The 25,728-nt window shown below is 68.8% G+C and carries 24 protein-coding genes; 9 read left to right on the plus strand and 15 right to left on the minus strand.

The window, feature by feature from the left end:
* Positions 1-405: 405 nt before the first annotated feature.
* From C1I89_RS03820 to C1I89_RS03860, 9 genes are all read right to left on the minus strand, one after another.
* Positions 406-1,176 carry an SDR family NAD(P)-dependent oxidoreductase gene (locus tag C1I89_RS03820; protein ID WP_102771433.1) on the minus strand — a complete coding sequence of 257 codons (771 nt, stop codon included), beginning with the start codon at positions 1,174-1,176 and terminating at the stop codon, positions 406-408.
* A gap of 1 nt (position 1,177) precedes the next feature.
* Positions 1,178-1,876: an ABC transporter ATP-binding protein gene (locus tag C1I89_RS03825; RefSeq protein WP_102771434.1), complete on the minus strand. Its 699-nt coding sequence runs from the start codon at positions 1,874-1,876 to the stop codon at positions 1,178-1,180.
* A 9-nt stretch (positions 1,877-1,885) separates the two neighbouring features.
* Positions 1,886-2,659: an ABC transporter ATP-binding protein gene (locus C1I89_RS03830; RefSeq protein WP_102771435.1), complete on the minus strand. Its 774-nt coding sequence runs from the start codon at positions 2,657-2,659 to the stop codon at positions 1,886-1,888.
* Complete coding sequence (locus C1I89_RS03835) at positions 2,656-3,696, minus strand: branched-chain amino acid ABC transporter permease (RefSeq protein WP_102771436.1); 1,041 nt, start codon at positions 3,694-3,696, stop codon at positions 2,656-2,658. Before C1I89_RS03835 ends, C1I89_RS03830 begins: the two co-directional genes overlap by 4 nt.
* A 25-nt stretch (positions 3,697-3,721) precedes the next feature.
* On the minus strand, positions 3,722-4,642 hold the full coding sequence (locus C1I89_RS03840) for a branched-chain amino acid ABC transporter permease (RefSeq protein ID WP_102771437.1): 921 nt from the start codon (positions 4,640-4,642) through the stop codon (positions 3,722-3,724).
* Positions 4,643-4,652: 10 nt separating this feature from the next.
* Entirely contained in the window at positions 4,653-5,828 is a 1,176-nt protein-coding gene (locus C1I89_RS03845) for an ABC transporter substrate-binding protein (RefSeq protein WP_102771438.1), read from the minus strand.
* A 62-nt stretch (positions 5,829-5,890) separates the two neighbouring features.
* A complete protein-coding gene (locus C1I89_RS03850) occupies positions 5,891-7,345 on the minus strand; it encodes a 2-hydroxymuconic semialdehyde dehydrogenase (protein WP_102771439.1) in 1,455 nt (484 codons plus the stop codon).
* Positions 7,342-8,058, minus strand: coding sequence for a class II aldolase/adducin family protein (locus C1I89_RS03855; RefSeq protein ID WP_219929562.1), 717 nt, complete (start codon positions 8,056-8,058; stop codon positions 7,342-7,344). Before C1I89_RS03855 ends, C1I89_RS03850 begins: the two co-directional genes overlap by 4 nt.
* Complete coding sequence (locus C1I89_RS03860) at positions 8,055-8,918, minus strand: VOC family protein (RefSeq protein WP_102771440.1); 864 nt, start codon at positions 8,916-8,918, stop codon at positions 8,055-8,057. Before C1I89_RS03860 ends, C1I89_RS03855 begins: the two co-directional genes overlap by 4 nt.
* Before the next feature lie 535 nt (positions 8,919-9,453).
* Here C1I89_RS03860 and C1I89_RS03865 point away from each other — a divergent pair.
* Positions 9,454-11,352 (plus strand): ABC transporter ATP-binding protein, encoded by a 1,899-nt coding sequence (locus C1I89_RS03865; RefSeq protein WP_102771441.1) that lies wholly within the window; start codon positions 9,454-9,456, stop codon positions 11,350-11,352.
* Between the two features lie 27 nt (positions 11,353-11,379).
* On the opposite strand, the gene C1I89_RS03870 is transcribed toward C1I89_RS03865, so the two are convergent.
* Positions 11,380-12,003 carry a LysE family translocator gene (locus C1I89_RS03870; protein ID WP_258231328.1) on the minus strand — a complete coding sequence of 208 codons (624 nt, stop codon included), beginning with the start codon at positions 12,001-12,003 and terminating at the stop codon, positions 11,380-11,382.
* Positions 12,004-12,145: 142 nt separating this feature from the next.
* On the opposite strand from C1I89_RS03870, the gene C1I89_RS03875 reads away from it, so the two are divergent.
* Positions 12,146-12,628, plus strand: a complete 483-nt coding sequence (locus C1I89_RS03875; RefSeq protein ID WP_102771443.1) for an Lrp/AsnC family transcriptional regulator — start codon at positions 12,146-12,148, stop codon at positions 12,626-12,628.
* 6 nt (positions 12,629-12,634) lie between these two features.
* Here the strand turns inward: C1I89_RS03875 and C1I89_RS03880 are convergent, their stop codons facing one another.
* On the minus strand, positions 12,635-13,312 hold the full coding sequence (locus C1I89_RS03880; RefSeq protein WP_102771444.1) for a DJ-1/PfpI family protein: 678 nt from the start codon (positions 13,310-13,312) through the stop codon (positions 12,635-12,637).
* Between the two features lie 90 nt (positions 13,313-13,402).
* Here C1I89_RS03880 and C1I89_RS03885 point away from each other — a divergent pair, with 90 nt between their 5' ends.
* Positions 13,403-14,284: a GlxA family transcriptional regulator gene (locus tag C1I89_RS03885; RefSeq protein ID WP_440130619.1), complete on the plus strand. Its 882-nt coding sequence runs from the start codon at positions 13,403-13,405 to the stop codon at positions 14,282-14,284.
* Between the two features lie 4 nt (positions 14,285-14,288).
* Here C1I89_RS03885 and C1I89_RS03890 read toward each other — a convergent pair whose 3' ends face one another.
* Both C1I89_RS03890 and C1I89_RS03895 read right to left on the minus strand, forming a co-directional pair.
* Positions 14,289-15,011: an SDR family oxidoreductase gene (locus C1I89_RS03890; RefSeq protein WP_102771446.1), complete on the minus strand. Its 723-nt coding sequence runs from the start codon at positions 15,009-15,011 to the stop codon at positions 14,289-14,291.
* Positions 15,008-16,003: a Bug family tripartite tricarboxylate transporter substrate binding protein gene (locus C1I89_RS03895; RefSeq protein ID WP_102771447.1), complete on the minus strand. Its 996-nt coding sequence runs from the start codon at positions 16,001-16,003 to the stop codon at positions 15,008-15,010. The genes C1I89_RS03890 and C1I89_RS03895 overlap by 4 nt, the downstream gene beginning before the upstream one ends.
* Before the next feature lie 114 nt (positions 16,004-16,117).
* Here C1I89_RS03895 and C1I89_RS03900 point away from each other — a divergent pair, with 114 nt between their 5' ends.
* The 4 genes from C1I89_RS03900 to C1I89_RS03915 are packed head-to-tail and all read left to right on the plus strand — an operon-like array spanning position 16,118 to position 20,787.
* Positions 16,118-17,146 carry a cyclase family protein gene (locus tag C1I89_RS03900; RefSeq protein ID WP_102771448.1) on the plus strand — a complete coding sequence of 343 codons (1,029 nt, stop codon included), beginning with the start codon at positions 16,118-16,120 and terminating at the stop codon, positions 17,144-17,146.
* A gap of 3 nt (positions 17,147-17,149) precedes the next feature.
* The gene (locus tag C1I89_RS03905) at positions 17,150-18,748 is read left to right on the plus strand and encodes an AMP-binding protein (protein ID WP_102771449.1); all 1,599 of its coding nucleotides are present in this window, start codon (positions 17,150-17,152) and stop codon (positions 18,746-18,748) included.
* A 2-nt stretch (positions 18,749-18,750) separates the two neighbouring features.
* Positions 18,751-19,494: a GntR family transcriptional regulator gene (locus C1I89_RS03910; RefSeq protein WP_102771450.1), complete on the plus strand. Its 744-nt coding sequence runs from the start codon at positions 18,751-18,753 to the stop codon at positions 19,492-19,494.
* Between the two features lie 42 nt (positions 19,495-19,536).
* Positions 19,537-20,787 (plus strand): ABC transporter substrate-binding protein, encoded by a 1,251-nt coding sequence (locus tag C1I89_RS03915; protein WP_102771451.1) that lies wholly within the window; start codon positions 19,537-19,539, stop codon positions 20,785-20,787.
* A 10-nt stretch (positions 20,788-20,797) separates the two neighbouring features.
* Here the strand turns inward: C1I89_RS03915 and C1I89_RS03920 are convergent, their stop codons facing one another.
* Together C1I89_RS03920 and C1I89_RS03925 are read right to left on the minus strand one after the other, a co-directional pair.
* Complete coding sequence (locus C1I89_RS03920; RefSeq protein ID WP_102771452.1) at positions 20,798-22,060, minus strand: Zn-dependent hydrolase; 1,263 nt, start codon at positions 22,058-22,060, stop codon at positions 20,798-20,800.
* Between the two features lie 12 nt (positions 22,061-22,072).
* The gene (locus C1I89_RS03925; protein WP_102771453.1) at positions 22,073-23,428 is read right to left on the minus strand and encodes a dihydroorotase; all 1,356 of its coding nucleotides are present in this window, start codon (positions 23,426-23,428) and stop codon (positions 22,073-22,075) included.
* A 101-nt stretch (positions 23,429-23,529) separates the two neighbouring features.
* Between C1I89_RS03925 and C1I89_RS03930 the strand changes: the two genes are divergently transcribed.
* Both C1I89_RS03930 and C1I89_RS03935 read left to right on the plus strand, forming a co-directional pair.
* Positions 23,530-24,420, plus strand: coding sequence for a LysR family transcriptional regulator (locus tag C1I89_RS03930; RefSeq protein ID WP_102771454.1), 891 nt, complete (start codon positions 23,530-23,532; stop codon positions 24,418-24,420).
* A gap of 206 nt (positions 24,421-24,626) precedes the next feature.
* Positions 24,627-25,718 (plus strand): DUF917 domain-containing protein, encoded by a 1,092-nt coding sequence (locus C1I89_RS03935; RefSeq protein WP_102771854.1) that lies wholly within the window; start codon positions 24,627-24,629, stop codon positions 25,716-25,718.
* Positions 25,719-25,728: the final 10 nt, after the last annotated feature.

Consider the following 25,728-nt stretch of genomic DNA (forward strand, 5'->3'; position numbering starts at 1 on the left):
GCAGCCGATCAATCTGTCTAGCCCAACGGCCGCAATGGGTCGAAAGCCGTCCGCCATCAACGACTGCTTACGACCTATTTGAGACATGGGACGAGCGGCTGTCAGGAATGCCCCAGCTCAATTCAACCAACAAGATCCGTCACTGTGCGCTAACGCCGGCGAATCGCGCTGCATCGCAAATCTACATGAGCCCGACCTAGCCGAGGTTGTCAGCGAGATCTGCCGCCAAATGAACATATTCTGGCTAGGAAGCTGAAAAGGCAGTTACGCCAACTCGTCCGGCCGCGACATCAGAACGTAGATCCGGCCTTGACTCGACCACCGTCATGCTCACGGCCTGCGGCTCATCGTGGTTCTATCTCTCTAACCCACCTGCCCCCATAGCGACAGTACCCATAACACCCCCTACTCCTTGACGGCAACCGTATAGTTCAACGCCAACCTCCCCCCATCCGCATACACCGTCTGCCCAGTCACATAACTGGAATCATCGCAAGCCAGAAACACCGCCACCTTGGCGACTTCGTCCGGCGACCCCAACCGCTGCATCGGAATCCGCGACAGCACGGTCTTGCGGGCGTCGGGGTTGCTGGTAATCGTGGCCAGGATCTCGGTATCGATGCTGCCCGGCCCGATGGCGTTGACCCGTATCCCATGCGGCGCCAGGGACAGCGCCATCGACTTGGTCATCTGCCGCACCGCGCCCTTGCTGGCGCCGTAGGCCAGCTGGTCGGGCATGGCCAGTTCCGCGGTCATCGAGGACAGCGTGACGATGGCGCCGTTGCCGCGTCCGCCCGCGACCATGGCGCGCGCGGCGGCCTGGGCGACCAGGAAGGTGCCGCGCACGTTGACGTTCATGACGGCGTCGAGGTCTTCCAGTGTCAGGTCCAGGAAGTCGGCGGCGCGGATCACGCCGGCGTTGCAGACGCAGACGTCCAGGCCGCCCCAGCGGCGCACGCATTCGTCGGCCAGCGCCTGGGCGTCGGCCGGGTCGGTCACGTCGGCCGTCGCGGCGGCGGCGCGGTCTCCCAAGGAGCGGGCCGCCGCCGTCAGTTCGGCCTGCTTGCGGTCGGCCAGCAGCACGCAGGCGCCCTCGGCGACGAAGCGCCGCGCGATGGCCAGGCCGATGCCGCCGGCCGCGCCGGTGACGAGCGCCACTTTGTCCTGCAATCTCATTTCAGACTCCCACGTAGGCGGCCACCAGGTCGGGCCGTTTGGACAGTTCGGCCGAGCTGCCGCGCCACACGGTCACGCCTTTGTCGAGGATGACGTTGCGGTCGGACAGGCGCAGCAGGGCCGTGGTGTTCTTGTCGACCACAATCATGGACAGGCCTTCGGCTTTCAGTTGCGCCAGCACGCGCCAGATTTCGGCGCGCACCACGGGCGCCAGCCCTTCGGTGGCTTCGTCCAGGACCAGCAGGCTGGGGTTGGTCATGAGCGCGCGGCCCAGGGCCAGCATCTGCTGTTCGCCGCCGGAGAGCTGGGTGCCCAGGTTGGCGCGGCGTTCGCGCAGGCGCGGGAACAGTTCGTAGACGCGCTCCAGCGTCCAGTTGCGGGCGCCGCCGCGGGCGATGGCGGTGGCGATGAGGTTTTCTTCCACGGTCAGGGTCGGGAAGATCTGGCGGCCTTCGGGCACGAGGGACAGGCCCATGCGGCCGATGCGGTACGGCGCCAGTCCGCGCAGCGAGCGGTCGCCGTAGCGGATGCTGCCCTGGCTGGCCGGCAGCAGGCCGAACAGGCATTTGATGACGGTGCTGCGGCCCATGCCGTTGCGGCCGATCAGGCCGAGGACTTCGCCCTCGCCCACGTCCAGGTCCACGCCGAAGAGCGCCTGGCAATGGCCGTAGGCCGCCGTCAATCCGCTGATGCTCAACATGGCGGCTCCTTATGCGTCGGCGTCGTCGCCCAGGTAGGCGCGGCGCACGTCGGGATGGTTGCGTATCTGTTCGGCGCTGCCGGTGGCGATGATCTTGCCGTAGACCAGCACGCTGATGCGGTCGGCCAGCGCGAAGACGGCGTTCATGTCGTGCTCGACCAGGACGATGGTGTAGCGGCCTTTGAGGCTTTGCAGCAGGGCGATGACACCGGCGCTTTCGGCCGCGCTCATGCCTGCCATGGGTTCGTCCAGCAGCAGCACCGAGGGCTCGCCGGCCAGGGCCATGGCGATTTCGAGCTGGCGGCGCTGGCCGTAGGCCAGGCTGGCGACCTCGGCCTCGGCCACGTCTTCGAGCCGGCAGGCGCGCAGCGCCTGGGTGGCGGCGTCCACGACGTCGGCGCAGTCGCGCAGCGCGGTCCAGGGCGACAGGCGCCGGCGGCGCTTGCGCAACGCGGCCAGGCAGGCGTTGTCGAGCACGGTGTAGCTGTCGAAGACCGAGGTCACCTGATAGGAGCGCAGCATGCCCTGGGCGACGCGCTCCTGGACAGAAGCGCGCGAGACGTCGGCCGCGCCCAGGCGCACGGCGCCGCCGTCGGGCCGCAGTTCGCCCGACAGGAGGTTGATGAGCGTGGTCTTGCCGGCGCCGTTGGGGCCGATCAGCGCGTGCAGTTCGCCGGGGGCCACGTCCAGCGATACGCCGTCGGTGGCCTTGAGGCCGCCGAAGCGGCGCACCAGGTCGTGGGTGGACAGGCCGGCCGGCGCGGAGGCGGTTTGCATGGTCATGCGGAGGCCTCCTTGGCCAGGGTGTCCGGCGGACGGCGGTCCTGCTGGCCGTCGCCGGCCGGCGGCGCAGCGGTGGGCGCGGCGGGTCCGGCCGGCGGCGCGCGCCGCAGCCAGGCCAGGGAATTGCCGTAGCCGCCCTTGGCGAGCATGGCGATGACGACCACGGCCGGTCCCATCAGCAGCATCCAGTGCTGGGTCAGGCTCTTGAAGGCTTCTTCCATCAGCAGGTAGGCGATGGCGCCGACGATGGGCCCGAGCACGCTGCCCAGGCCGCCGATCACGACCATGACGATGAGCTCGCCCGAAACGGGCCAGGACATGTAGCTGGGCGAGGCGAAGGCGGTCAGGTTGGCCAGCAGCAGGCCGGCGACGCCGGTCAGCACGCCCGAGGCGACGTAGGCCGTCAGGCGCACGCCGAACACGGAGTAGCCCAGCGCGTCCACGCGCCGCGGGTTGGCGTGGGTGGCGCGCAAGATCATGCCGAAGGGCGAGCGGCGCAGGCGCAGCATGCCGATGCTGCAGACCAGCAGCAGCGCCCAGGCCGCCCAGTACACGGGCAGGCTGCCGTCCAGTTCGAACAGGCCGAAGGCGCTGGCCTCGTAGATGTTCAGACCGTCGTCGCCGCCGTACTCGCGCAGGCTGACGGCCAGGAAATAGAACATCTGGGCGAAGGCCAGCGTGATCATGATGAAGCCGATGCCGGAGGTGCGCAGACAGACCGTGCCGACCACCAGCGCCACCAGCGCGCATACGGCGATGCAGACGGCCAGCTGCAGCCAGCCGTTGCCGAAGCCGTAGTAGCTGAGGATGCCTACCGCGTAACAGCCCAGGCCCAGGAACATGGCGTGGCCGAAGCTGACCAGGCCGGCGAAGCCCAGCACCAGGTTCAGCGCCAGCGCGGCCAGGGCGTAGATCAGGATGCGCGCGCCCAGGGTGACGTAGAACGGTTCTCCCAGCCATTGCGCCGCGAACGGCACGCCGGCCAGGACCAGGAACAGCAGGGGCAGCGCCCAGCGCCGCTTATCGTTTGCTTGCATGATGTTATGCCCTTGCGCGGCGCCGTCAGCGCCGCGCGGAAAAGACCAGGCCCTGCGGCCGGAATGCCAGCACCACCGCCATCAGCACGTAGATCAGCATGGAGGCCAGCGCCGGGCCGACCGCGTTGGCGACCGAGGCGTCGAAGACTGCGCGCAGCATGTCGGGCAGGAAGGCGCGGCCCAGCGTGTCTATCATGGCGATCAGCAGCGCCGCGACCAGGGTGCCGCGCACCGAGCCGATGCCGCCGACCACGATCACCACCAGCGCCAGGATCAGCACCGGCTCGCCCATGCCGGACTGCACCGACAGGATCGGCCCGGCCAGGGCGCCCGCCACGCCGGCCAGCACCGCGCCCAGCAGGAACAGCAGCGTTTTCTGGAGGTCGACGTTGGCGCCCAGCACGCTGGCCATGGGCGCGTTGCTGGCGCCTGCGCGGATCAGCATGCCGAAGCGCGTACGCTGGATCAGGAACCAGGCCCCCAACGCCACCAGCGCCCCCACCCCGATGATCATCAGCCGATACACCGGGTAGTCGCTGCCGAACAGGCTGACCGCACCGTCCAGGCTGCTCGGCACGGCCGCGAAATACGGCCGGCTGCCCCAGATGACCGAGGCCAGCTCGTTGAAGAACATCATCAGGCCGAAGGTGGCCAGCACCTGGTACAGGTGATCGTGGCGGTACAGCGGCCGCGCGATCAGGCGTTCGAGCACCACGCCGACGAAGCCGCTGCCGACCACCGCCGCCAGGATGGCGAAGGCGAACGAGCCGCTGGCGTTGTAGGCCGTGGCGCCCAGGAACGCCCCGATCATGTAGAGCGAGCCGTGCGCCAGGTTGATGAAGTTCATGATGCCGAAGATCAGGGTGAGCCCCGAGGACAGCAGGAACAGCAGCGCGCCCAGCTGCAGGCCATTGAGCAGTTGGGACAGCAGTAGTGATCCGTTCATGGGCGTTCCGTTATTTCATCGGGCAGTCGGCCACGTAGGCGTCCTGGTGGTCGGTGAACACGGTGGCCAGCTGCTTGACGTCGACGTTTTCACCGTTTTTCACGACCTGGTAGGCGTACAGGTTCTGCACCGGCATGTTGTTGGTGTTGAAGCGGAACGAGCCGCGCACCGAGGGGAAGCTGGCGCCCGCCGCCTTGACCGCGGCGGCCAGCTTGCGGCTGTCGCCGAGCTTGCCGTCGAGCTGCTTGACCGCCGCGTCCAGCAGATAGGCGGCGTCATAGCCGCCCACCGCGTACTCCGACGGCAGCCGTCCGTACTTGGCCTTGAAGGCTTCGACGAATTTGCGGTTCTGCGGATTGTCCAGCGTGGTCGCCCAAGGCGTGCCGTAGATGGCGCCGGTGGCCTGGTCCTTGAGCGCGGCCAGCGTGTTGGAGTCGATCAGGCTTTCCGAGAAGAACGGCAGTTTCTCCATCAGGCCGGCCTGGCGCAGCTGGCGCACGAAGTTCACGCCCACCCCGCCGGTGTAGAACACGAAGAGCGCGTCCGGCCCGGCCGACTGCATGCGCGAGATCTCGGCGGAATAGTCCAGCTGGCCCAGCTGGGTATAGATTTCGTCGGCCGGCGCGGCGCCGTAGAAGCGCTTGAAGCCGGCCAGCTTGTCCTTGCCGGCCTGGTAGTTGGACGACATCAGGTAGGCGCGCTTGTAGCCCTGATCCTTGACGTACTTGCCCATGGCCTCGGACATGCTGTCGTTCTGCCAGCCCAGCACGAACAGATTGGGCAGGCACATGCGTCCGGCGATCGGCGCGGGGCCGGCGTTGGTGGATATCGCCACCACGCCGGATTCCTTGATGCGCCGCAGCTCGGCCATGAGCACGTTGGAGAAGCCCAGGCCGACGATCGCGTCGACCTTGTCCTTCTCGATGAATTTCTGCACGATCTGCGCGCCCACGTCGGGCTTGAGCTGGTCGTCTTCGCGGATCACCACCGCCTTCTGGCCGCCCAGGCTGCCGCCCAGCTGCTCGATGCCCAGCATCAGGCCGTCGTACTGGTCCTGGCCCAGCGCCGCCTGCGGCCCGGACAGCACGCCGGTAAAGCCGATGCGGATGTCCGCCATTGCGGCGCTGGCCGCCGTCAGGGCCGCGATGGCGGCCAGCGCGGACAGCCCGCGTGCGTATGCTTGCATGGTATGTCTCCTTTGGAGGATGGGCGGCGGCGCCGTTCTTTGCGGCGCCTGCCGGGGGGGGTTCAGAGCTTCACGCAGACATTGCGCAGCTCCGTATAGAACTCCAGCGAATGCACGCCGCCCTCGCGGCCGATGCCCGATTGCTTCGAGCCGCCGAAGGCCGTGCGCAGGTCGCGCAGGAACCAGGAATTGATCCAACAGATGCCCACCTCCAGCGCCCGGCCCATGCGGTGCGCGGTGCCCACGTTGGTGGTCCATACGCTGGCGGCCAGGCCGTAGGGCGTGGCGTTGGCCAGCGCGATCGCCTCTTCCTCGGTGTCGAAAGGCGCGACGTGGCAGCACGGCCCGAAGATCTCCTGCTGGATGACGGCCGAGGTCTCGGGCAGCCCGGTCCAGACGGTGGGCTGCACCCAGGCGCCGGCGGCCAGTTCGCCGGGCATGTCGGGCACGCCGCCGCCGGCCACCACCGTGGCCCCTTCTTCGCGGGCGCGGTTGTAGTAGCCCAGCACCTTGTCGCGGTGGCGTTGCGAAATCAGCGGGCCCAGGTTGACGCCCGGGTCCTTGGGACGGCCCAGCGTGAAGCCGCGCGCACGCTCGCCCAGCGCCGCCACGAAGCGTTCGAAGATCGGGCGCTGCACGTAGACGCGCTCGGTGCCCAGGCAGACCTGCCCGGTGTTGTCGAACGCCGCGCGCGCGATGCCGGCGACCGCCTTGTCGAAGTCGGCGTCGGCGAACACGATGCCGGCGTTCTTGCCGCCCAGCTCGAACGACACCGGCCGCACGCCCACGGCGGCGGCCTGCATGATGGCCTCGCCCGTGCGGGTCTCGCCGGTGAAGGTGATGCCGTCGACCAGCGGATGGCGGGTGAGCTTTTCTCCGGCGGAGCCCGGGCCGCGCCCGTGCACCACGTTATAGACGCCGGCCGGCACGCCGACCTCGTTCATCACTTCGCCCAGCAGCGTGGCCGTGCCCGGCGTGTCCTCGGAAGGCTTGACCACCACCGTGTTGCCGCAGGCCAGCGCCGGACCGACCTTCCAGGTCATCAGCAGCAGCGGCAGGTTCCACGGACAGATCACGCCGATCACTCCGCGCGGCACGCGCACCCCGTAGTTGAGCGCGTGGCCGTTGTCCGGGGTTTCCAGGTCGAAGGTCTCGTTGGGAACGTTGCGGATCAGGTCGGCGAAGATCTTGAAGTTGGCCGCGCCGCGCGGGATGTCCAGGTGGCTGGCCAGCGCATAGGGCTTGCCGGTGTCGGCGATCTCGGCGTCGACGAAGTCGTCGAAGCGGCGGTTGATGCCATCGGCCACCGCGTGCAGCAGTTCGACGCGCTGCTGGGTCTTCAACTGGCCCCAGGGGCCGCGCAGCGCGGCCTTGGCCGCCCGCACCGCGGCGTCGATCTCGGCGTCGCCGGCCTCGTGCACGCGCCCGACCAGGCGGTTGTCGACCGGGTCGCGGTTGTCGAAGGTGTTGCCGGTGGCGACCCACTGGCCGTTGATGAAGTTGCGGAAATCGGTCATTGCTTCCTCGGTTGTGACAGGTCGGCCAGCGCCGCTTCGGGGTCGCCGGCGCTCAGGTATTCCCACATGCGTTCGTAGATGCGGCCGGTGCCGACGGCGCGCCGGGCCGCTTCTTCGAGGGCCAGCGTCGGGCCCTCATTGGCCAGGCCGGCCGAACGCAGCTGCAATTCGATACGGGCCGCGTCTTCCAGATACCAGGTCAGCACGACGGCATGCATGAGGGACTCGGCCGCCACCACCGCGCCGTTGCCGCGCATGGCCACCGCGCGGGCCGCGCCCAGCGTCTCGGCCACGCCGCGCGCCTGCGCGTCGCTGCGCACCAGCTGCGGATCGTCCCAGAGCGGCACGGCCGGCGAAAAATATGACCCCATGCCGTGGCGCGGCTGCGGCGTGACCCGGGCCGTGGACAGCGTCATGACGGTGGGCGGCATGGACCGCACCACCCCGCCCACGTCCGGGCGCAGCCGGTAGATGTGCTGGTGGATGCGCACTTCGCCCAGCACACCATCGGGCAGCTCGCCATGCACCGGCACCACCGTGCCGGGCTCGCCCGGTTCGATCAGGCCCATGGGCCGGGCCGCGCACACCAGGAAATGGCCGGCGTCGATGCGGGCGCTGCAATGGCCGTAGGCATGGACCAGGTTGGCGCGGGCCAGCGCGCGGGCCGCGACGCGCACCAGCGGCTGCAGGCCGGAATCCGGCGCGGCGCTCACGACTTGAACTCCGGGATATCGGGCTTGGCGCCCCACATGCAGAACGAGGACGGTATCGCCGGGAAGCTGCGCGGCCGGTAGGTTTTTTCGTCTTCGGCGCTGATCAGACGCACGCCGGTGGAGTATTCGTAGATCATGCCGTCGGGTCCGTCGAAATACAGGAACATGGCGCCCGAGGTCGGATGCCGGCCGGGGCCGAAGCGGATCGGCACGTTCCACTCGCGCAGCTGATACCAGGCGCGCATGATGTCGTCGATGCTCTCGACCTGGTGGTTGATGTGCTGCACGCCCGGATAGCTGGACGGGAACAGCGCGATTTTGTGGTGCACCTCGTCGATGCGCAGCAGTGGCGCCTCGCCGATGCGGTCGCTGACGCGGGCCGACAGCAGGCCGGTCCAGAAGGCCTCGTCGCGGCGCGCGTCCAGCGTGCGCAGGCCGATGTGCGAAAACCCCGTGATGCCGGCGTCGCGGCCGGGAAAGTAGCGCCGGCCGCTGTGCTGCGGCGCGTGCACCAGTTCGATGCGGTTGCCGGAAGGGTCGATGAAGCTGAGGAAGTCGCGCACGTAGCGCTGCTCGGCCGCTTCGCGGCTGCCGGCCTGCACCGTGTAGCCGCTGCGTTCCAGCACGGCGCCGGCCTGCTCCAGTTCTTCGGCGGTGTCGACCTCGAAGGCCGAGGTATGGTCGCGCGGATCGCCCTCGAAATAGCAAAGCGTGTGGTCGCGCGAATCGGATTTGAAATAGACCGCGCCGTGCTCCTTGCGGGCCAGTTCCAGCCCCAGCACGGTGGTCGCGTAGCGCACCGCCGCATCGAGGTCGCGCGTGCCCAGCCGGACGTACCGGATGTCGTGTAGCCGTATCACTGCCTGTCTCCTCGCGCCTGTGGCCGGTGTTGCGCGGGTCGCGCGGTCCGGCTCGGGTTGGCGGCGCCATTTTTTTCTACGATAAGCATCAAAAATCTCGGCGTCAATAATTTTTATCGAGATTTTTGCGGGACGCTGTAGTCCCAGGCCCATCCGAGTCCGCGCCGCATTCCCACGCGACTCCCCAGTTGAAAAAAACCGACACCGCGCGCGAGGCCCGTTGATTCGACTACATCACTTCTATAGAATCTTCAATTCGGGACATTGCCCATGTTTGGCATGATCCGTCCTATTTTCACTTCAACACACCTCAGGGAGGCGCAATGATGTACGCACAAACCGCCTTCCCGCGCGTGTCCCCGCGACGCAATTAAGTCGTCGCCCGCGCGGGCCCGTCGCCGGATGCTTATCTGGCGACCGGTCCCCCGTGCCCGCCCCAAACCCGTAAACGCAATGCCTGCGCCGACCGCGCGGGCCGTTCCTTCCTCTTTCCACACAAGGACTCCCGGCGTCCTGGTGACGCCGGGCCATTGCAATGGCTAGAAAAAAACTCGATCTGCGAGGACAGGCCTTCAAGGACGTTCTCGGTTTTACCTTCCGCCACTGGCGCGAGCAGCCCTGGCGCACGGCGCTGATCGTGGCGCTGGCGCTCTTGTCGTCGCTGGCCGACGTGCTGACGCCGCTGTACGCCGGCCGCCTGGTCGACGCGGTGGCCTCCGGCGCCGCCGGCGACGAGCTGGTCTGGAGCGCCGCGGTGACCTCGTTCTGGCTGCTGATCGCGCTGGGCGTGGGCAGCACGCTGCTGCGCCAGGCGGTGTTCCAGAACATCATCACCTTCACGCTGAAGATGATGAACGCCATCGTCTCCAACGCCTTCTACCGCGTGCAGCGCTTTTCCACCGACTGGCACGCCAACAGCTTCGCCGGCTCGACGGTGCGCAAGGTCACGCGCGGCATGTGGGCGGTGGACATCCTCAACGACACGCTGCTGATCGCGCTGCTGCCCTCCGTCGTCATGCTGGTCGGCGCCACCGCGCTGCTGGGCGCGCACTGGCCCATGATGGGTCTGGTGGTGGGCGCCGGCTCGGTGCTGTATATCGCCGTCACGACCACGCTGTCGCTGCGCTACGTGGCGCCGGCCGCGCGCCTGGGCAACGCCTGGGACACGCGCATGGGCGGCGCGCTGGCCGACGCCGTCACCTGCAACGCGGTGGTCAAGGCCTTCGGCGCCGAGACCCGCGAAGAGGTCCGGCTCGGCCGCGTGGTCGACAAATGGCGCAACCGCACGCGCCGCACCTGGGTGCGCGGCACGATCAACGGCGGCGTGCAGGGCGCGATGCTGGTGGCGATGCAGGCCGGCATCCTGGGCATGGCCCTGCTGCTGTGGTCGCGCAACGAGGCCAGCGTGGGCGACATCACCTTCGCGCTGACGATGTTCTTCATGCTGCAGGGCCACCTGCGCGACGTGGGCATGCACATCCGCAACCTGCAGCGCTCGGTCAACGACATGGAAGAACTGGTCGCGCTGGGCCGCCAGCCGCTGGGCGTGGACGACCGTCCCGGCGCAGGCGAGCTGCGCGTGACCGCCGGGGAGATCCGCTTCGAGGACGTGAGCTTCCGCTACGGCGCGCATGACACGGCCCTGTACGACGGGTTCTCGGTGCGCATCGCGCCGGGCGAGCGCGTCGGGCTGGTGGGGCATTCCGGATCGGGCAAGACCACGTTCATCAAGCTGATCCAGCGCCTCTACGACGTCAACGGCGGACGCATCACCATCGACGGGCAGGACATCGCCCAGGCTAAGCAGGCTTCGCTGCGCAGCCAGATCGCGATCGTGCAGCAGGAGCCGGTGCTGTTTCACCGCACCCTGGCGGAGAACATCGCCTATGCGCGCCCCGGCGCCACGCAGGCCGAGATCGAGCAGGCCGCGCGCCTGGCCAGCGCCCATGATTTCATCATGGCGCTGCCCAAGGGCTACGCCACGCTGGTCGGCGAGCGGGGCGTGAAGCTGTCGGGCGGAGAACGCCAGCGCGTCGCGATCGCGCGGGCGTTCCTGGCCGACGCGCCCATCCTGATCCTGGACGAGGCCACCTCCAGCCTGGACAGCGAAAGCGAAGTGCTGATCCAGCGGGCGATGGACCGCCTGATGGAGGGCCGCACGACGCTGGTGGTGGCGCACCGCCTGTCGACCGTGCGCGCGCTGGACCGCCTGCTGGTGATGGACCACGGCCGCGTCATCGAGGAAGGCAGCCACGAAGCGCTGATCCAGCTCAAGCACGGGCTGTACCGCCGCCTGTTCGAGCGCCAGGCCCTGGAACTGACCAAGGGCTTCAAGCCGGACGAACTGCTGGAAGACGGCGCGACGCCGCCGCCGGTGCGCGATCCGGAAACGGACACGGAAGCCGGCGAGGACGCCTACGCCTACGCCAAGTAAGGCCCGCGCCGGCCAGCGCCGCCCGCGTCATGCGGGGCGCTGCGCCAGCGTCAGGCGCAGGCCGAAGCCGATCAGCGTCAGCCCGAAAATCCAGCCCTGGATTTTCCGGGCGCGCGGGCTGGCCGACATCCAGCGCCCCACCGCGCCGCCGGCCAGCGCGCACATCACGTCGAACGCCAGCCCCAGGCCGACCACGATCGCGCCCAGCACGGCGAACTGGCGGCCGATCGGCCCGTAGGCCGGCGACACGAACTGCGGCAGCAGCACCGAGCAGAACAGCAGGGCCTTGGGATTGAGCACATTGGTCAGCACGCCGCTCAGCAGCGCCGGCCCCCAGCCGGCGCGGCGCGGCGCCGCCCCGCTCACGGCGTCATACGACACCGGCCCGGCGCGCAGCAGCCGCAGGCCCAGCCACACCAGATAACCGCCGCCCAACGTGCGCGCAATATCGAACGCCCACGGGTGGGTCTTGAACAGCGCCGCCAGGCCCAGCGCGGCCAGCGTCACGTGGGCCGCCCGCGCGATCGCCAGCCCGGCGGCCACCGCCAGCGCCTGCCCGCGTCCGCGCAGCACCCCGGTTTCCAGCAGCAGGATCATGTCGGGGCCGGGCACCACATAGACGATCAGCAAGGCCCCCAGAAACATCGCCATATCCGCCATCGCCCCGCTCCAATCCGTCCAGAAGAAGGCGATCATTCTAGAAAAAACGGGCTGGCATGTGCTTGCTATTACTGCCACTTGGCCTATGATTATTGGCATACTTCACCAATAACTGATTCACTAACATAAATCCATGCCAAAACGCGAACTGGACGGCTACGACCGCCGCATCCTGGAGGCCCTGCAGCAGAACGGCCGCCTCACCAACGTCGAACTGGCCGAGCAGATCGGGCTGTCGCCCTCGCCCTGCCTGCGCCGGGTGCGCCTGCTGGAAGAAGCCGGCGTGATCCAGGGCTACGAGGCGCGGCTGGCCCCCGACGAGGTCGGGCTGGGCCTGACCGTCTTCGTCGGCATCAAGGTCGAGCGCCACCACGAGCGCGACGCGGCCGAGTTCCGCAAGGAAGTCAGCGCGCTGCCGGAAGTCATCGCCGCGCACCTGGTGTCGGGCGAATCGGATTTCCTGCTGCAGGTGGTGGTGCCGGACCTGCGCGGCTACGAACGTTTCCTGCTCGACACGCTGCTGAAGCTGCCCGGCGTGAAAGACATACGCAGCAATTTCGCGATCCAGACGGTCAAGCCGCAAAGCCCCCTGCCCCTGGACCACCTGGCCAGGTAGGCGCGCCTACGCCGGCATCGCCGCCGCGGCCCGCTCCACCGCCTGCGAACGGCGCTCGAAGCGGGCCTGCGATTGCGCCAGATAGCGCTGCACCACGGCCGCTTCCGAGGTCTCGGGCGTGCCGCCGGGAAACGGCGGCTTGGGGTCGTACTCGATCTGCAGCTGGATCAGCTTGGCCACGTCCTCGCCGCACAGCTGCGCCACCACCAGCAGCGCCATGTCTATGCCCGAGGTCACGCCGCCGGCGGTGAACAGCCGGCCGTCCACGCACAGCCGCTCGCCGCTGGGCGTGGCCCCGAAACGCGCCAGCAGTTCGCGCGCGCGCCAGTGGCTGGAGGCGCGCTTGCCGCGCAGCAGCCCCGCCGCGCCCAACAGCAGCGAACCGGTGCAGATGCCGAACACGTAACCGGCGGCCAGCCCCTGCCTGCGGGTGAAGTCCACCCACTCCGGATCGACGATGGCGTCGTCGGTGCCCGGCCCGCCCGGCACCACCAGCAGATCGCAGGGCGGCGCCGACGCCAGGGTCTGCGTGGGCACGAACCGCAGCCCGCGGTCGCAGCGCACCGGATCGCGCGTTTTTGCGACAAAATCCACGGTGAAGCCCGGCGCGTTGGCCAGCACTTCGTACGGCCCGGTCATATCCAGCTGGGTCAGCCCCTCGAACAAGAGAAAATTCACATGCATGACGATGCTCCTTCAGAAACGCCGGCTTCCAGCATAGGCGCAGGCGCGCATCGCGGCGCGCCAATTGCGGGCGCGGACGCGCCACGGGAGATCGTGTTCGCGCTGTACGACGGTTTCCAGCCGCTGGACCTGGCCGGGCCCTGGCAGGCCTTCAGCTCGGCCAACGACGAAGCCGGCCGCCCGCTGTACCGGCTGCGCACCGTCGCCGCCGCGCCGCTGGCCGCGACCTGGGACCAGGGACTGCGCATGCAGGCCGACGGCGTCTATGCGCAGGACGGCGATGCGCCCGTCGACACGATCGTCGTGCCCGGCGGCCCCGGCGCGGACCTCGCCAGCGCCGACGCCGGATTCCAGGCCTGGCTGCGCCGCCGCGAACCGCGCGCACGGCGCGTCTGCAGCGTGTGCACCGGCGCCTTCGTGCTGGCGGCCACCGGCCTGCTGGACGGGCTGCCCGTCACCACCCACTGGCGCTCGGCCGCGCGCCTGCAGGCGCAGCACCCCGCGCTGCGGGTGCAGGACGACCGCATCTATATCGAAAGCGGCAAGTACTGGACCTCGGCCGGCGTGACGGCGGGCATCGACCTCGCGCTGGCGCTGATCGAGCGCGATTTCGGCGCGGGCCTGTCGCAGCAGGTGGCCCGCCGGCTGGTGGTCTTCATGCGGCGCAACGGCGACCAGCGCCAGTACAGCCAGACGCTGCGCCTGCAGGACCGGATGGCCGCGCCGTTTCGCGAGCTGCTCGAAAAAATGGAAGCGCGCCTCTCGGCGCGCTGGTCGGTGGACGACATGGCCGAGGCCTGCGGCATGTCGCGGCGCAGCTTCCAGCGCAAGTTCGCCGCGCATTTCGGCGTGCCGCCCAGCGAGGCGCTCAAGCGCCTGCGCGAGGAACGCGCCGCCGCGCTGGCCGCGACCGGCAAGCTGCCGCGCAAGGAACTGGCGCGGCAGTTCGCGCTGCGCTCGGCGCCCAAATGACGCTTCAGCCCGCCAACCCCACCGACACCCCACCGCACACGTACAGCAGCTGGCCGGTGATGTAGCCGGCGCGCGGGTCCAGCAGCATGGCGACGGCATGCGCCACTTCCTGGGGCTGGCCCACGCGGCCCATCGGGATCGAGGCTTCCAGCGCCACGGTCTGCGGCGCGCCCGGCGGATTCGACTCGTTGAACAGCTCGGTGGCCACCGGACCCGGCGCCACGGTGTTGACCGTGACGCCGTCGGCGGCCAGCTCCAGCGCCCAGGTCCGCGTCATGCCGGCCAGACCGGCCTTGGACGCGCCGTAGGCCGTGCGCCCGCCCTTGCCCAGGCCGGCGCGGCTGCCTATGTTGACCACGCGCCCGTAGCGCGCCGCGCGCATGCCGGGCAACAGCGCCTGCATCAGCAACAGCGGCGCCGTCATGTTCAGCGCGAGCGTGCGCGCCAGCTGCTCCTGGGTCACGTCTTCGAGGCGGGCGACCTGGATCATGCCGGCGTTGTTCACCAGGTTCAGCACCGGGCGTTCAGCCGCCAGTTCGCGCGCGGCCGCGACGGTGGCGGCGGCGTCGCCCAGGTCCACCGAGCGGAAGGTTTCGCCCGGCAGCAGCGCCTCGGGCGCGCCGCGGCTGAAGTTGACGACCTCGTAGCCGTCCTCGACCAGGCGCGCCACGATGGCGCGGCCGATGCCCCGGCTGCCGCCGGTGACCAGTGCGGTGGGCTTGCTCATTGCGCGGTGATTCCCTTGTCCTTGATGAGGCCGCCCCACTTCTTGCGCTCCTCGGTTTCGAAAGCCGCCAGGTCCGCGCCAAAAAGCGTGCCGGGCTTGGCCCCCATGCCGGCGAAGTTCTTGGCGATGGCCGGGCTTTGCAGGCCGCTGCGCGCCGCTTCGATCAGTTGCTTGACCACCGGCTCGGGCGTGCCGCGCGGCGCGTACAGCGCGAACCAGGCCGTGACGTCGAAGCCCGGCAGGCCCGACTCCGCCACGGTCGGCAGTTCCGGCGCCGAAGGATCGCGGGTCGCCGAGGTCACGGCCACGCCGCGCACCAGGCTGCCGTCCTTGATCTGCGCCAGCGAGCCGGGCAGGTTGTCGAACAGCAGGTCGACCTGGCCGCCGGCCACGGCCGGCAGCGAAGCGGAGGTTCCCTTGAACGGCACGTGCAGCATGGTCACGCCCGCCATCGCCTCGAAATACGCCCCGGTCAGGTGCACCGAGGAACCGACGCCGGGCGAGGCGTAGGTCAGCTTCTTGTCCTTGGACTGCTTGGCCGCCTGGATCACGTCGGCCACGGTCTTGTAGGGCGACTTCGCGCTCACCGCGATGACGTTGGGCGTGGTGGACACGAGCGCGATCGGCACCAGGTCGCGTTCGGGATCGAACGGCATGTTGCGGTACAGGAACTGGTTGATGGTCTGCGTGCCGATGGTGCCCAGGCCCAGCGTATAGCCGTCGGCCTTGGCGCGGGCCACGTAGGCCATGCCGATATTGCCGCCCGCGCCGGGCCGGTTCTCGACCAGCACGGTCTGCTTCAGCCCCGGCTCCAGCGCGTGCGCGATGGCGCGGCCGAACAGGTCCGCGCCGCCGCCCGGCGGGTAAGGGACCACGACCGTCACGGGATGGTCGGGATAGCCCGCGGCCTGGGCCGCCGGCAGCGCCAGCACGGTCAGCGCGGCGATCGCGCAGCGGCGCCAGCCGGTGCGCAGAGGCAGGAATTGCGTCATGCTGTGGTCTCCTCTCGAACCCGCTGGTCGCGGGCTTTTTCTGGTACTTTTTTAAAAGTACGTAAATACGTACTATATGCATAAAAGCATAGAAAACCGATGGGAGACAAGTAGATGAAACGCTGGAACCGACGCCCGGAAGGATCGACCTGGGGCGACTTCGGCGCCGACGACGAGCTCGGCCGCCTGAACCTGCTGACCGAAGAAAAAGTGCTGCAGGCGGTGCGCGAGGTGCGCGCCGGCAAGGTGTTCTGCCTGTCCCTGCCGCTGGACCTGCCCGGCGGCAACGTCCTGAACCCGCGGCGCCACGCGCCGCAGCTCAGGCCCACGTTCCGCGAGGGCACGCCCTACCTCAATTTCCAGATGTCGCAGGTGCAGCCGGAAGCGGTGGACGTGCTGTCCGACGACCAGGTCACGCTGTCGATGCAGTACTCGACGCAATGGGACGGCCTGTGCCACGTGGGCGCGATGTTCGACATTCACGGCGACGGCGAGCCGCGCCGCGTCTACTACAACGGCTACGCCGCCGGCGTGGACGTGTTCGGCGGCGCCGACGCCGACGCCTGCTGCCCGCCCGGCGGCTCGTACGCGCGCAAGCTCAGCGTCAGCCGCTACGCCGAGAAAGGCATGCAGGGCCGCGGCGTGCTGGTGGACCTGGAGCGCGCCTTCGGGCCCGGCCGCAAGCTGGTCGGCCACGCCGAACTGCAGGCGGCCATGCTGGCCCAGAACGTCTCGGTCGAAAGCGGCGACATGCTGGTACTGCGCACCGGCTTCGCCGAAGCGGTCGTGGCCATGGACGGCCAGCCCGACGCGCACGCGCTGGAGCAGACCGGCGCGGTGCTCGACGGCTCCGACCCAGCGCTGCTGGACTGGATCACGCGATCCGGCATCGCGGCGCTGTGCGCCGACAACTACGCGGTCGAGGCCTATCCGGCCCGCAGCTCGGGGCCGGGCCATTCCATCCTGCCGCTGCACCACCACTGCCTCTTCAAGCTGGGCGTGCCGCTGGCCGAACTCTGGTACCTGAAGGACCTGGCCGACTGGCTGCATGCCGAGGGACGCAACCGCTTCCTGCTGACGGCCCCGCCCCTGCGCATGCCGGGCGCGGTGGGTTCGCCCGTGACACCCATCGCCACGGTGTGAATCATGGACCTGCCCTACTCGACTTTTTCCGCCCACCTGGACGCGCTGGCCGAGCGCCAGCCCGACAGCCCGCTGCTGATCGACCGCGACACGCCCGTCAGCGCCGCCGCGCTGCGCGCGCGCAGCCGGGCGCTGGCCGCGGGCCTGGCGCGGCTGGGCGTGCGGCCCGGCCAGCGCGTGGCGGTGTGGCTGCCGAACTGCTCGGCCTGGGTGGAATCGTTCCTGGCCTGCGCGCACCTGGGCGCGCTGGTGCTGGCGGTCAACACCCGCTTCCGGGCGCTGGAAGTGGCCGACATCCTGGGCCGCGGCCAGGCCGACTGGCTGATCTACTGGCCGGGGTTCAAGGGCATCGACTTCCAGGGCATCCTGGACCAGGTCGCGCCGCAGCACCTGGCCCGGCTGGCCGGCGCCGTCGCGCTGGCGCAGCCCGGCGAATCGCCGGCGGTGCACGGCCGGCCCGCGCACCGCTACGCAGACCTGCTGGCCTGCCCCGATCCCGCGCCGGCCGCGCACGGCAACGCCGGCGTGTTGTGCTTCACCACTTCCGGCACTACGTCCAAGCCCAAATTCGTGCTGCACGACCAGGCCACGCTGCTGCGCCACGGCGCGACGGTGGCCGCGGCGTACGGCTACGACGCGCATAGCTGCGTGCTGGCCAGCGCGCCGTTTTGCGGCGCCTTCGGTTTCGCCACGCTGGCCGGCGGACTGGCCCGGGGCGTGCCGGTGGTCTGCGCGCCGGTCTTCGACGCCGCCGAATCGGCCGCCGCCGTGCGCCGCTACGCCGTCACGCACACCTACGCCAACAACGAAGCGCTGGTCGGCATGATGCAGGCCGGCGCGCCGGGCGACTTCGCCTCGGCCCGGCTGTTCGGCTTCGCCAGCTTCACGCCGGCGCTGGATCACATGCTGGACCTCGCGCGCGAGGCCGGCGTCCCGCTTACCGGCCTGTACGGTTCCAGCGAACTGGTGGCGCTGGTGGCCGGCCAGCCGCGCGACCCGGCCGAAGGCGACGTCTCCGCGCGCCACCAGCCGGGCGGCACGCTGATCTATCCCGAGGCCCGGGTGCGCGCCCGCGACCCGGCCAGCGGCGAGATCCTGCCGCACGGCCAGTCCGGCGAACTCGAAATCCTCTCGCCCAGCCTGATGCGGGGCTACCTCGACAACCCCGAGGCCAGCGCCGCCGCCGTCACGGACGACGGCTATTTCAAGACGGGCGACCTGGGCTATACGCTGACGCCGCGCCAGTTCGTGTTCCAGACCCGCATGGGCGATTCGCTGCGGCTGTCCGGCTTCCTGGTCAACCCGGTGGAGATCGAACAGCTCGTCGAGACCCTGCCCGGCGTGCGCGCCTGCCAGGTGGTCGGCGCCACTCGCGCCGGCAAGATCGTCCCCTACGCCTTCGTGCTGCTGCGCGCGGGCGCGCAGGCCGACCCGGCCGGCTGGACCGCGGCCTGCAAGGCGGCCATGGCCGGCTTCAAGGTGCCGGCGGGCTTTACCGTGCTGGACGCCTTCCCTTCGGTGGAAAGCGCCAACTCGGTCAAGATCCAGAAGCACCGGCTGCGCGAAATGGCCGACGCGCTCCTTTCCGCTTCCTCGCTCTGACCATGGCCGCGCGCAAACTTTTCTCGCACAGTCCGCAGCCGCTCTATCTGCAGGCGGCCGCGCTGTTTCGCAGCCATATCCAGAACCGCACCTGGCGGCCCGGCCAGCAGATCCCGCCGCTGGACGCGTTGATGGCCACCTACGGCATTTCGCGCGCCACCATCCGCCAGGCCTTCGGCCTGCTGGAGGAGGACGGCCTGATCCGGCGCTCGCGCGGCTCGGGCACCTTCGTCAACGCCGAACTGCCCGAAGTCCCCACGCTGCTGATACCCAAGACCTGGGCCGAAACCGTCGAGCTGAGCAATCAGCTGGGCACGGTGTCGCTGGTGGAGTCCAGCGCCGACTCGCCGCTGCCCGATTCGCTGGGCATGCCTTGCGAGGCCGGGCGCGGCGGCAGCTTCCAGTACCTGCGCCGGGTCCACACCACCGACGCCGGCCCATTCTGCTACAGCGAGGTGTTCCTCGACAGCGGGCTGTTCCGCAAGCACCGCGCCCGCATCCGCAAAAGCACCGTGGCGCCGGTGCTGGACAAGTACTACGGCGCGCGCATCGACGAGGCGCGGCAGGTGCTCAACGTGATCGAGGCCGGCCAGGAATCGGCCGAGTCCCTGCAGATCCCCGTGTCCTCCCCTGTCGCCGAACTGCGGCGCTATGTCTGCATCGACGGCCGCGTGGTGTATTTCGCGCGGCTGGAATTCCCTTTCCGCAAGGTGCGCATGGAATTCGACCTGCTTGGCAGCCGCTGACCGCGCCCTTCCTTTCCCGCAGCATCCGCAACGGAGACCGCCATGAAACGCCCCGGAACGCCACGGATTTTCCCGCAGTTGCGCAGCGCCCTCGCCCTGGTTTTCGCCAGCTCCGCCGTCACCGCCGGGGCCGCGGCGGCCCCGCCCGGCGCGATTTCCGACGACATCGTCCGCCTGGGGCTGATCCTGGACATGAGCGGCGTGTACGCCGACGTGACCGGCAAGGGCAGCGCCACCGCGGCGCAAATGGCGATCGACGATTTCGGCGGCACGGTGCTGGGCAGGAAGATCGACCTGCTGGTGGTGGACCACCAGAACAAGGCCGACATCGCCGCGGCCAAGGCGCGCCAGTGGTACGACACCGAACAGGTGGACGCCATCATGGACGTGGCCGGCTCGGCGCCCGCGCTGGCGGTGCTGGAAGTCGCGCGAGAAAAGAAGAAGATCGTGGTCTACAGCGGGCCAGGCACCGAGCGCATCACCAACGACCTGTGCTCGCCCTACTCCGTGCACTACACCTACGACACCTGGTCGCTGGCCAACACCACGGCGCGCGCCACCGTCGAACAGGGCGGCAAGAGCTGGTACTTCCTGACCGCCGACTATGCCTTCGGCCACACCTTGCAGGCCTCGGCGACCGAAGTGGTGAAGGCCAACGGCGGCACCGTGCTGGGCGCGTCGCGCCACCCGCTGGGCTCCAGCGACTTCGCCTCCTACCTGCTGCAGGCTCAGGCCAGCCGCGCGCAGATCGTGGGCCTGGCCAACGCCGGCGGCGACACCGTCAACGCCATCAAGGCGGCCAGCGAATTCGGCCTGACCAAGGGCGGCCAGAAAATGGCCGGGCTGCTGCTCTACATCAACGACATCCACGCCATCGGCCTGCAGGCCGCCGCCGGCCTGACCCTGACCGAGGCCTTCTACTGGGACATGAACGACCAGACGCGCGCCTGGTCCCAGCGCTACTACGACAAGCTCAGGAAAATGCCCAACATGAGCCAGGCCGGCACGTATTCGTCCGTGATGCACTACCTGAAGGCCGTGCAGGCCGCCGGCACCGACGAAACCGCCGCCGTCATGAAGCAGATGAAGTCCATGCCGATCAACGACTTCTTCGCCGCCAACGGCCGCATCCGCGAAGACGGCCGCATGGTGCACGACATGTACCTGTTCGAGGTCAAGCAGCCGTCGGAGTCCAAGCGCCCCTGGGACTACTACAAGCTGGTGGCCACCCTGCCGGGCGACCAGGCCTTCATGCCGCTGTCGAAGTCCAGCTGTCCGCTGGTGAAGCGGTAGGACGGCGTCCTCACCGCCGCAGCGCGGAATCGAGCTCCAGCACCGTCTGGTACAGCACGCGGGCGCCATCCAGCAGCTGCTCGGGCTCGATCCATTCCTCGGGACAATGGCTGCGCCCGTTCAGGCAGGGGATGAAGATCATCCCCATCGGCCCCGTGGGCGCCATGTAGACGGCATCGTGCCCGGCGCCGCTGGGCAGGCGCATCGAAGCATATCCCAACCGCTGCGATGCGGTTTCGACCGCGCTCATCACCAGCGGCGAGCAATCGGTGGGCGCGGCGCGGCTGACCGGCGTCATGGACGCGGTCAGCCTCAGCGCCTTCAGGCCGTCGCCCACCTCGTCCATCAGCGCCTCCGGAAAGCCGTCCAGCACGGCGTCGCTGTCGCTGCGCACCTCCAGCACCATCTCCACTCTGCCCGGCACGGCGTTGGCGGCATTGGGCGTCAAGGTCAGGCGCCCCACGGTGGCGACCACGTAATGGGGCGCGCCATTCAACGCGCTGGCCCGACGATGGGCGGCGTCGATGAACCGGGCCGCGCCCACCAGGGCGTCGCGGCGGATGTCCATGGGCGTGGTGCCGGCGTGGTCCGGCTGCCCATCCACGGTGATCAGCACCCGGCGGATACCGACGATGTTGGTGACCACGCCGATGGGTATGCGGCGGCTTTCCAGCACCGGGCCCTGTTCGATATGCAGTTCGACGAACGCCGCGGTGCCGCCCGGACCGCGCAACGGCGCATGCAGCGCCTGCGGGTCCGCGCCGATGCGGCGCAGGCCCTCGGCCAGGCTTTCTCCCTGCGGGTTGCGCGCGGCCAGCATGGCGCTGTCCAGCTTGCCGCTCAACGCGCGGCTGCCGATGCACGAGGGACCGTAGTCGCTGGGCTCCTCGGAAAGAAAATCGATCACCTCGAACGGATGCGCCAGCTCGACGCCATGTTCCCGCATCGCGTGGGCGACTTCGATGCCGGCCAGTACGCCGATGATGCCGTCGAAGCGGCCGCCGCCGGACACCGTATCGCAATGCGAGCCGGTGGATATCGGCTTGCGGCCAGGGTCGCGCCCGGCCCTGCGTCCCGTCAGGTTGCCGCCGGCGTCGAGGCCGACCTGCAGGCCCGCGGCCTCGAATTCCTGGCGCAGCCAGTTTCGCGCTTCGGCGAACAGGGGCGAGAACGCGCGCCGGGTCCAGGGAACGCCGGGTTCGGTGAATCCGGCCAGGGTCTCGACGCGGCGCCACAGACGCTGCGCGTTCAGGGGAGGAAATTCGGCTGACATATTCCCGCCTCCTCAGGCGCTGCGCGGCCGCAGGAAACGGCCGTCGCCCTTCTGGTTGACGATGCGCCGGCCATCGTACGCCTGCTGGCCGCGGCACCAGGTGCCGGCCACGCGCACGGTGAATTCCCGGCCCTCGAACGAGCTCCACTGCACCGCCGAGAGACTGGTCGCGGGGTCGTAGGCGTAGCGTTCCGGCTTGAGGATGACGATGTCGGCGTCCTTGCCCACTTCCAGCGTGCCCTTGCGGTCGTCGAGCAGGAAGTGCTGCGCCGGGTTGCGGCTCAACTGCCGCACCACCATGGACGGCGCGATGCCATGCTCTTCGCAACCGGTCCAGAATGCCGGCAGCAGTGTTTCCAGGCCCGGGCCTCCGGACGAGTTCTTGAAGACGTTGGGATTCTGCTTGCGCTCCAGGCCCCAGCTCACATGGTCCGACGAGACGAAAGTGCATTCGTCGTTGGCGATGTGCGTCCACAGCAGGTCCACCTCGGCCTTGGGCCGGATCGGCGGGTAGTGCTTGGTCTTGGCGCCGAAACGGCGGGTATGTTCCTCATGATTGAGCATCAGGTACTGCACGCAGGTTTCGATGCTGGCGCGATGGCCGCTGCGGCGATACATGTTGCAGATTTCGAACCCGCGCGACGTCGACACGTGCACGGCGTGCGCGCGCGCGCCCGTCTCGGCGCCGATCTCGTAGATCAGCGCCGTGGCGAGGTTTTCGATCAGCGGCGTATGGGCGCGCATGAAGGCGTCCCAGCCCGTGTCGCCGGCGTCGACCAGGCGCGCGATGTTCTTGCGCGTCAGTTCCTGCATCTGGTTGTGCACGCCGCAGGCCAGGCCCGACGGCGCGATCAGGCGGAACGCCTCATACAGGTCGTCCTCTTCGATGCGGGGAAAGCGCCCCGGGGTGGCTTCGAAGGTGGAGAACTTGAACGCGCACACGCCGCCTTCGATGAGTCCCGCCGCGGCCTGCAGGCCGTGCTCGGTATTCAGGGTGCCGAACAGCGCGACGTCCACGTGACAGTCGCGCTGCGCTTCGGCGATCTTGGCGTCCAGCTGCGGACGCGACGCCACCGGTTGCGGGTCGTCGTAAGGCATGTCCACCATGACCGTGACCCCGCCCGCGGCTGCCGCGCGCGAAGCCCATCCCAGCCCTTCCTGGTTCTGCTGGCTGCCCGCGTGCACCTGGCCGTCCACCACCCCGGGCACGATCCACTGCCCCCGCGCGTCCACGCTGTCGCGCGCCGCGGGCGGCTCGCCGACGCCGCGCGCCGCGATTTTCCCGTCCCGAACCGCCAGCCAGGCGTCGGCCGCCACCGCGTCCGGATCGACGATATTGCCGCGCACCACCAAATCGAAATCGCTCATGACCGCATCCATTCCTTGATTGAGTGCAGGAAGTGTAGTGAGCGACCATCCAAAACGTCTTATGCTTATATGTATGTAGCAATTAACATCAGGTTAATCGGATGAAATTGAATCTGCGGCAGATCGAGGTCTTCCGGGCCATCATGCTCAGCGGTTCCATCAGCGGCGCGTCCAAGCTGCTGTTCGTGTCCCAGCCGGCCGTCAGCCGGCTGATCGCCTATACCGAGCAGCGCCTGGGCCTGATGCTGTTCCAGCGCATCAAGGGCCGGCTCTACCCCACCCCGGAGGCGCGCCGGCTGTTCGTGGAAGTCACGGCCCTCTACCAGAACGTGCAGCGGGTCAACGAAGTGGCGGACAACCTGGCGGAAAACCGCGAGGGCCAGCTGCGCCTTTCCTGCAGCCCCAGCCTGGGCCAGTCGCTGCTGCCGCGCGCCATCGCGCAGTTCCGCCGCCACTTTCCCGAGGTCCGCATCGTGCTGCAGACGCTGATTCCCGCCGTGATGCAGCAATCCCTGCTGACGCAGCAGGTGGAGCTGGGCGTGGCGTACATGCCCGTGGACCACCCGAGCCTGGCCTGGCAGCCGCTGTACGAAAACAAGATCGTGGCGGTGCTGCCCAAGGGCCATCCCCTCGCCGCGCGCGGCAAGGTGACGGTGCGCGACCTGGTCAACGAGCCCTTGATCGGCTATAGCGCCGACATTCCGTTCGGCATACTGATCAACAAACTGTTCGGCGGCGAAGAGGCGCAGCCCGAGCCGCGCATCGAAGTCCAGCAGGCCCACGTCGCCTGCGCCCTGGTGCAGGCGGGCGCGGGCGTGGCGCTGGTGGACGAAATCACGGTGGCCGGGCCGATCTGGTCAGAAGTGGTCACGGTGCCCATCAGCGGAACGGTGAACGCCCCGGTCAACGTGTTCCATCTGCAGCTGCAGCCGCTGTCGCGGCTGGCGCTGGCATTCATCAACGTGCTGCACAACCTCGACCAGGACGCCTAGCGCCGGCCACTGCACTGGGGATATCCCTTAGGGCGTCAGGCCGTGGGTCGACGCCCCCACTCTGGCGGCCGCCATCGATTAACGTGATGTTATGCATAAGGCATAAAAGGTAATACGACATTATCAAATTTGATTCCTATGATGCCCCCGTCCATCCCGTGTCCAACGCGCGGGAAGGTTTCAACAGCAATCGGGAGGAAGGCATCATGGGAAGAATCTTGACTATGCGCGATGTCGAGGCGGCGGTCCGGGGCGGCTCGGTATTCGCCTGCGGCGGCGGCGGCTGGGCCGAGCACGGCCGTGAACTGGGTTCGATGGCGGTCACCATTGGCCGGCCGGAACTGGTCTCGATGGACGAAGTGCCGGACGACGCCTGGATCGCCACGGCCGCGGCCATCGGCGCCCCGGGCGGGCTGACCGACTGGCAGATGCTGGGCATCGATTACGTCAAGGCCGCGCAGCGGCTGCAGGACGCGCTGGGCGAACCCGTGTACGGGCTGATCATCGGCCAGAACGGCATGTCCAGCACCCTCAACGGTTGGCTGCCTTCGGCGGTGCTGGGCACCAAGGTCGTGGACGCCGTGGGCGATATCCGCGCCCACCCCACCGGCGACATGGGTTCGCTGGGCATGGCGGGCAGCCCCGAGCCGATGATCCAGTGCGCCGTCGGCGGCAATCGCGCCAGCAACTCCTATATCGAACTGACCGTCCACGGCGCCACCGGCAAGGTGTCGCCGGTGCTGCGCAAGGCCGCGGACATGGCGGGCGGCTTCATCGCAAGCTGCCGCAACCCGATACGCGCGTCGTATGTGCGCCGGCATGCGGCGCTGGGCGGCATCAGCAAGGCCCTGGCGCTGGGCGAGGCCATACTCGCGGCGCAACCGCGCGGCGGCAGCGCCGTGATCGACGCCATCTGCAAGGCCACTGCCGGCGAAATCATCGGCTCGGGCAAGGTCGTGCGCAACACGCTGCAATACACCGAGGAAGCCTTCGACATCGGCACCGTGGAAATCGGCGAAGGCGCGGGCAAGCGCGTGATCCACGTGATGAACGAACACATGGCGGTGACCGACGCCCACGGCGAACGCATCGCCTGCTATCCGGACGTCATCACCACGCTGGACGCCGACGGCAACCCGGTAAGCGCCGGAAAGCTGCGCCCGGGCCTGGAGGTCAGCATCCTGCACGTCAGCAAGCAGCACATCCCCCTGTCTTCCAGCGTCACCGATCCCTCGGTCTATCCGATCGTGGAAAGGGCATTGGGCATGAACTTCACCGACTACGCACTGGCACCCTGAGGAACACCGA

It is taken from the genome of Achromobacter pulmonis (assembly GCF_002885955.2).
Lineage (GTDB): Bacteria > Pseudomonadota > Gammaproteobacteria > Burkholderiales > Burkholderiaceae_B > Achromobacter > Achromobacter pulmonis_A.

What these genes read in the sequence shown, in the direction of transcription:
- C1I89_RS03820 (WP_102771433.1), bottom strand. Translation starts at nt 1,176, where the DNA reads ATGAGATTGCAGGACAAAGTGGCGCTCGTCACCGGCGCGGCCGGCGGC.
- C1I89_RS03825 (WP_102771434.1), bottom strand. Translation starts at nt 1,876, where the DNA reads ATGTTGAGCATCAGCGGATTGACGGCGGCCTACGGCCATTGCCAGGCG.
- C1I89_RS03830 (WP_102771435.1), bottom strand. Translation starts at nt 2,659, where the DNA reads ATGACCATGCAAACCGCCTCCGCGCCGGCCGGCCTGTCCACCCACGAC.
- C1I89_RS03835 (WP_102771436.1), bottom strand. Translation starts at nt 3,696, where the DNA reads ATGCAAGCAAACGATAAGCGGCGCTGGGCGCTGCCCCTGCTGTTCCTG.
- C1I89_RS03840 (WP_102771437.1), bottom strand. Translation starts at nt 4,642, where the DNA reads ATGAACGGATCACTACTGCTGTCCCAACTGCTCAATGGCCTGCAGCTG.
- C1I89_RS03845 (WP_102771438.1), bottom strand. Translation starts at nt 5,828, where the DNA reads ATGCAAGCATACGCACGCGGGCTGTCCGCGCTGGCCGCCATCGCGGCC.
- C1I89_RS03850 (WP_102771439.1), bottom strand. Translation starts at nt 7,345, where the DNA reads ATGACCGATTTCCGCAACTTCATCAACGGCCAGTGGGTCGCCACCGGC.
- C1I89_RS03865 (WP_102771441.1), top strand. Translation starts at nt 9,454, where the DNA reads ATGGCTAGAAAAAAACTCGATCTGCGAGGACAGGCCTTCAAGGACGTT.
- C1I89_RS03870 (WP_258231328.1), bottom strand. Translation starts at nt 12,003, where the DNA reads ATGGCGATGTTTCTGGGGGCCTTGCTGATCGTCTATGTGGTGCCCGGC.
- C1I89_RS03875 (WP_102771443.1), top strand. Translation starts at nt 12,146, where the DNA reads ATGCCAAAACGCGAACTGGACGGCTACGACCGCCGCATCCTGGAGGCC.
- C1I89_RS03880 (WP_102771444.1), bottom strand. Translation starts at nt 13,312, where the DNA reads ATGCATGTGAATTTTCTCTTGTTCGAGGGGCTGACCCAGCTGGATATG.
- C1I89_RS03890 (WP_102771446.1), bottom strand. Translation starts at nt 15,011, where the DNA reads ATGAGCAAGCCCACCGCACTGGTCACCGGCGGCAGCCGGGGCATCGGC.
- C1I89_RS03895 (WP_102771447.1), bottom strand. Translation starts at nt 16,003, where the DNA reads ATGACGCAATTCCTGCCTCTGCGCACCGGCTGGCGCCGCTGCGCGATC.
- C1I89_RS03900 (WP_102771448.1), top strand. Translation starts at nt 16,118, where the DNA reads ATGAAACGCTGGAACCGACGCCCGGAAGGATCGACCTGGGGCGACTTC.
- C1I89_RS03905 (WP_102771449.1), top strand. Translation starts at nt 17,150, where the DNA reads ATGGACCTGCCCTACTCGACTTTTTCCGCCCACCTGGACGCGCTGGCC.
- C1I89_RS03910 (WP_102771450.1), top strand. Translation starts at nt 18,751, where the DNA reads ATGGCCGCGCGCAAACTTTTCTCGCACAGTCCGCAGCCGCTCTATCTG.
- C1I89_RS03915 (WP_102771451.1), top strand. Translation starts at nt 19,537, where the DNA reads ATGAAACGCCCCGGAACGCCACGGATTTTCCCGCAGTTGCGCAGCGCC.
- C1I89_RS03920 (WP_102771452.1), bottom strand. Translation starts at nt 22,060, where the DNA reads ATGTCAGCCGAATTTCCTCCCCTGAACGCGCAGCGTCTGTGGCGCCGC.
- C1I89_RS03925 (WP_102771453.1), bottom strand. Translation starts at nt 23,428, where the DNA reads ATGAGCGATTTCGATTTGGTGGTGCGCGGCAATATCGTCGATCCGGAC.
- C1I89_RS03930 (WP_102771454.1), top strand. Translation starts at nt 23,530, where the DNA reads ATGAAATTGAATCTGCGGCAGATCGAGGTCTTCCGGGCCATCATGCTC.
- C1I89_RS03935 (WP_102771854.1), top strand. Translation starts at nt 24,627, where the DNA reads ATGGGAAGAATCTTGACTATGCGCGATGTCGAGGCGGCGGTCCGGGGC.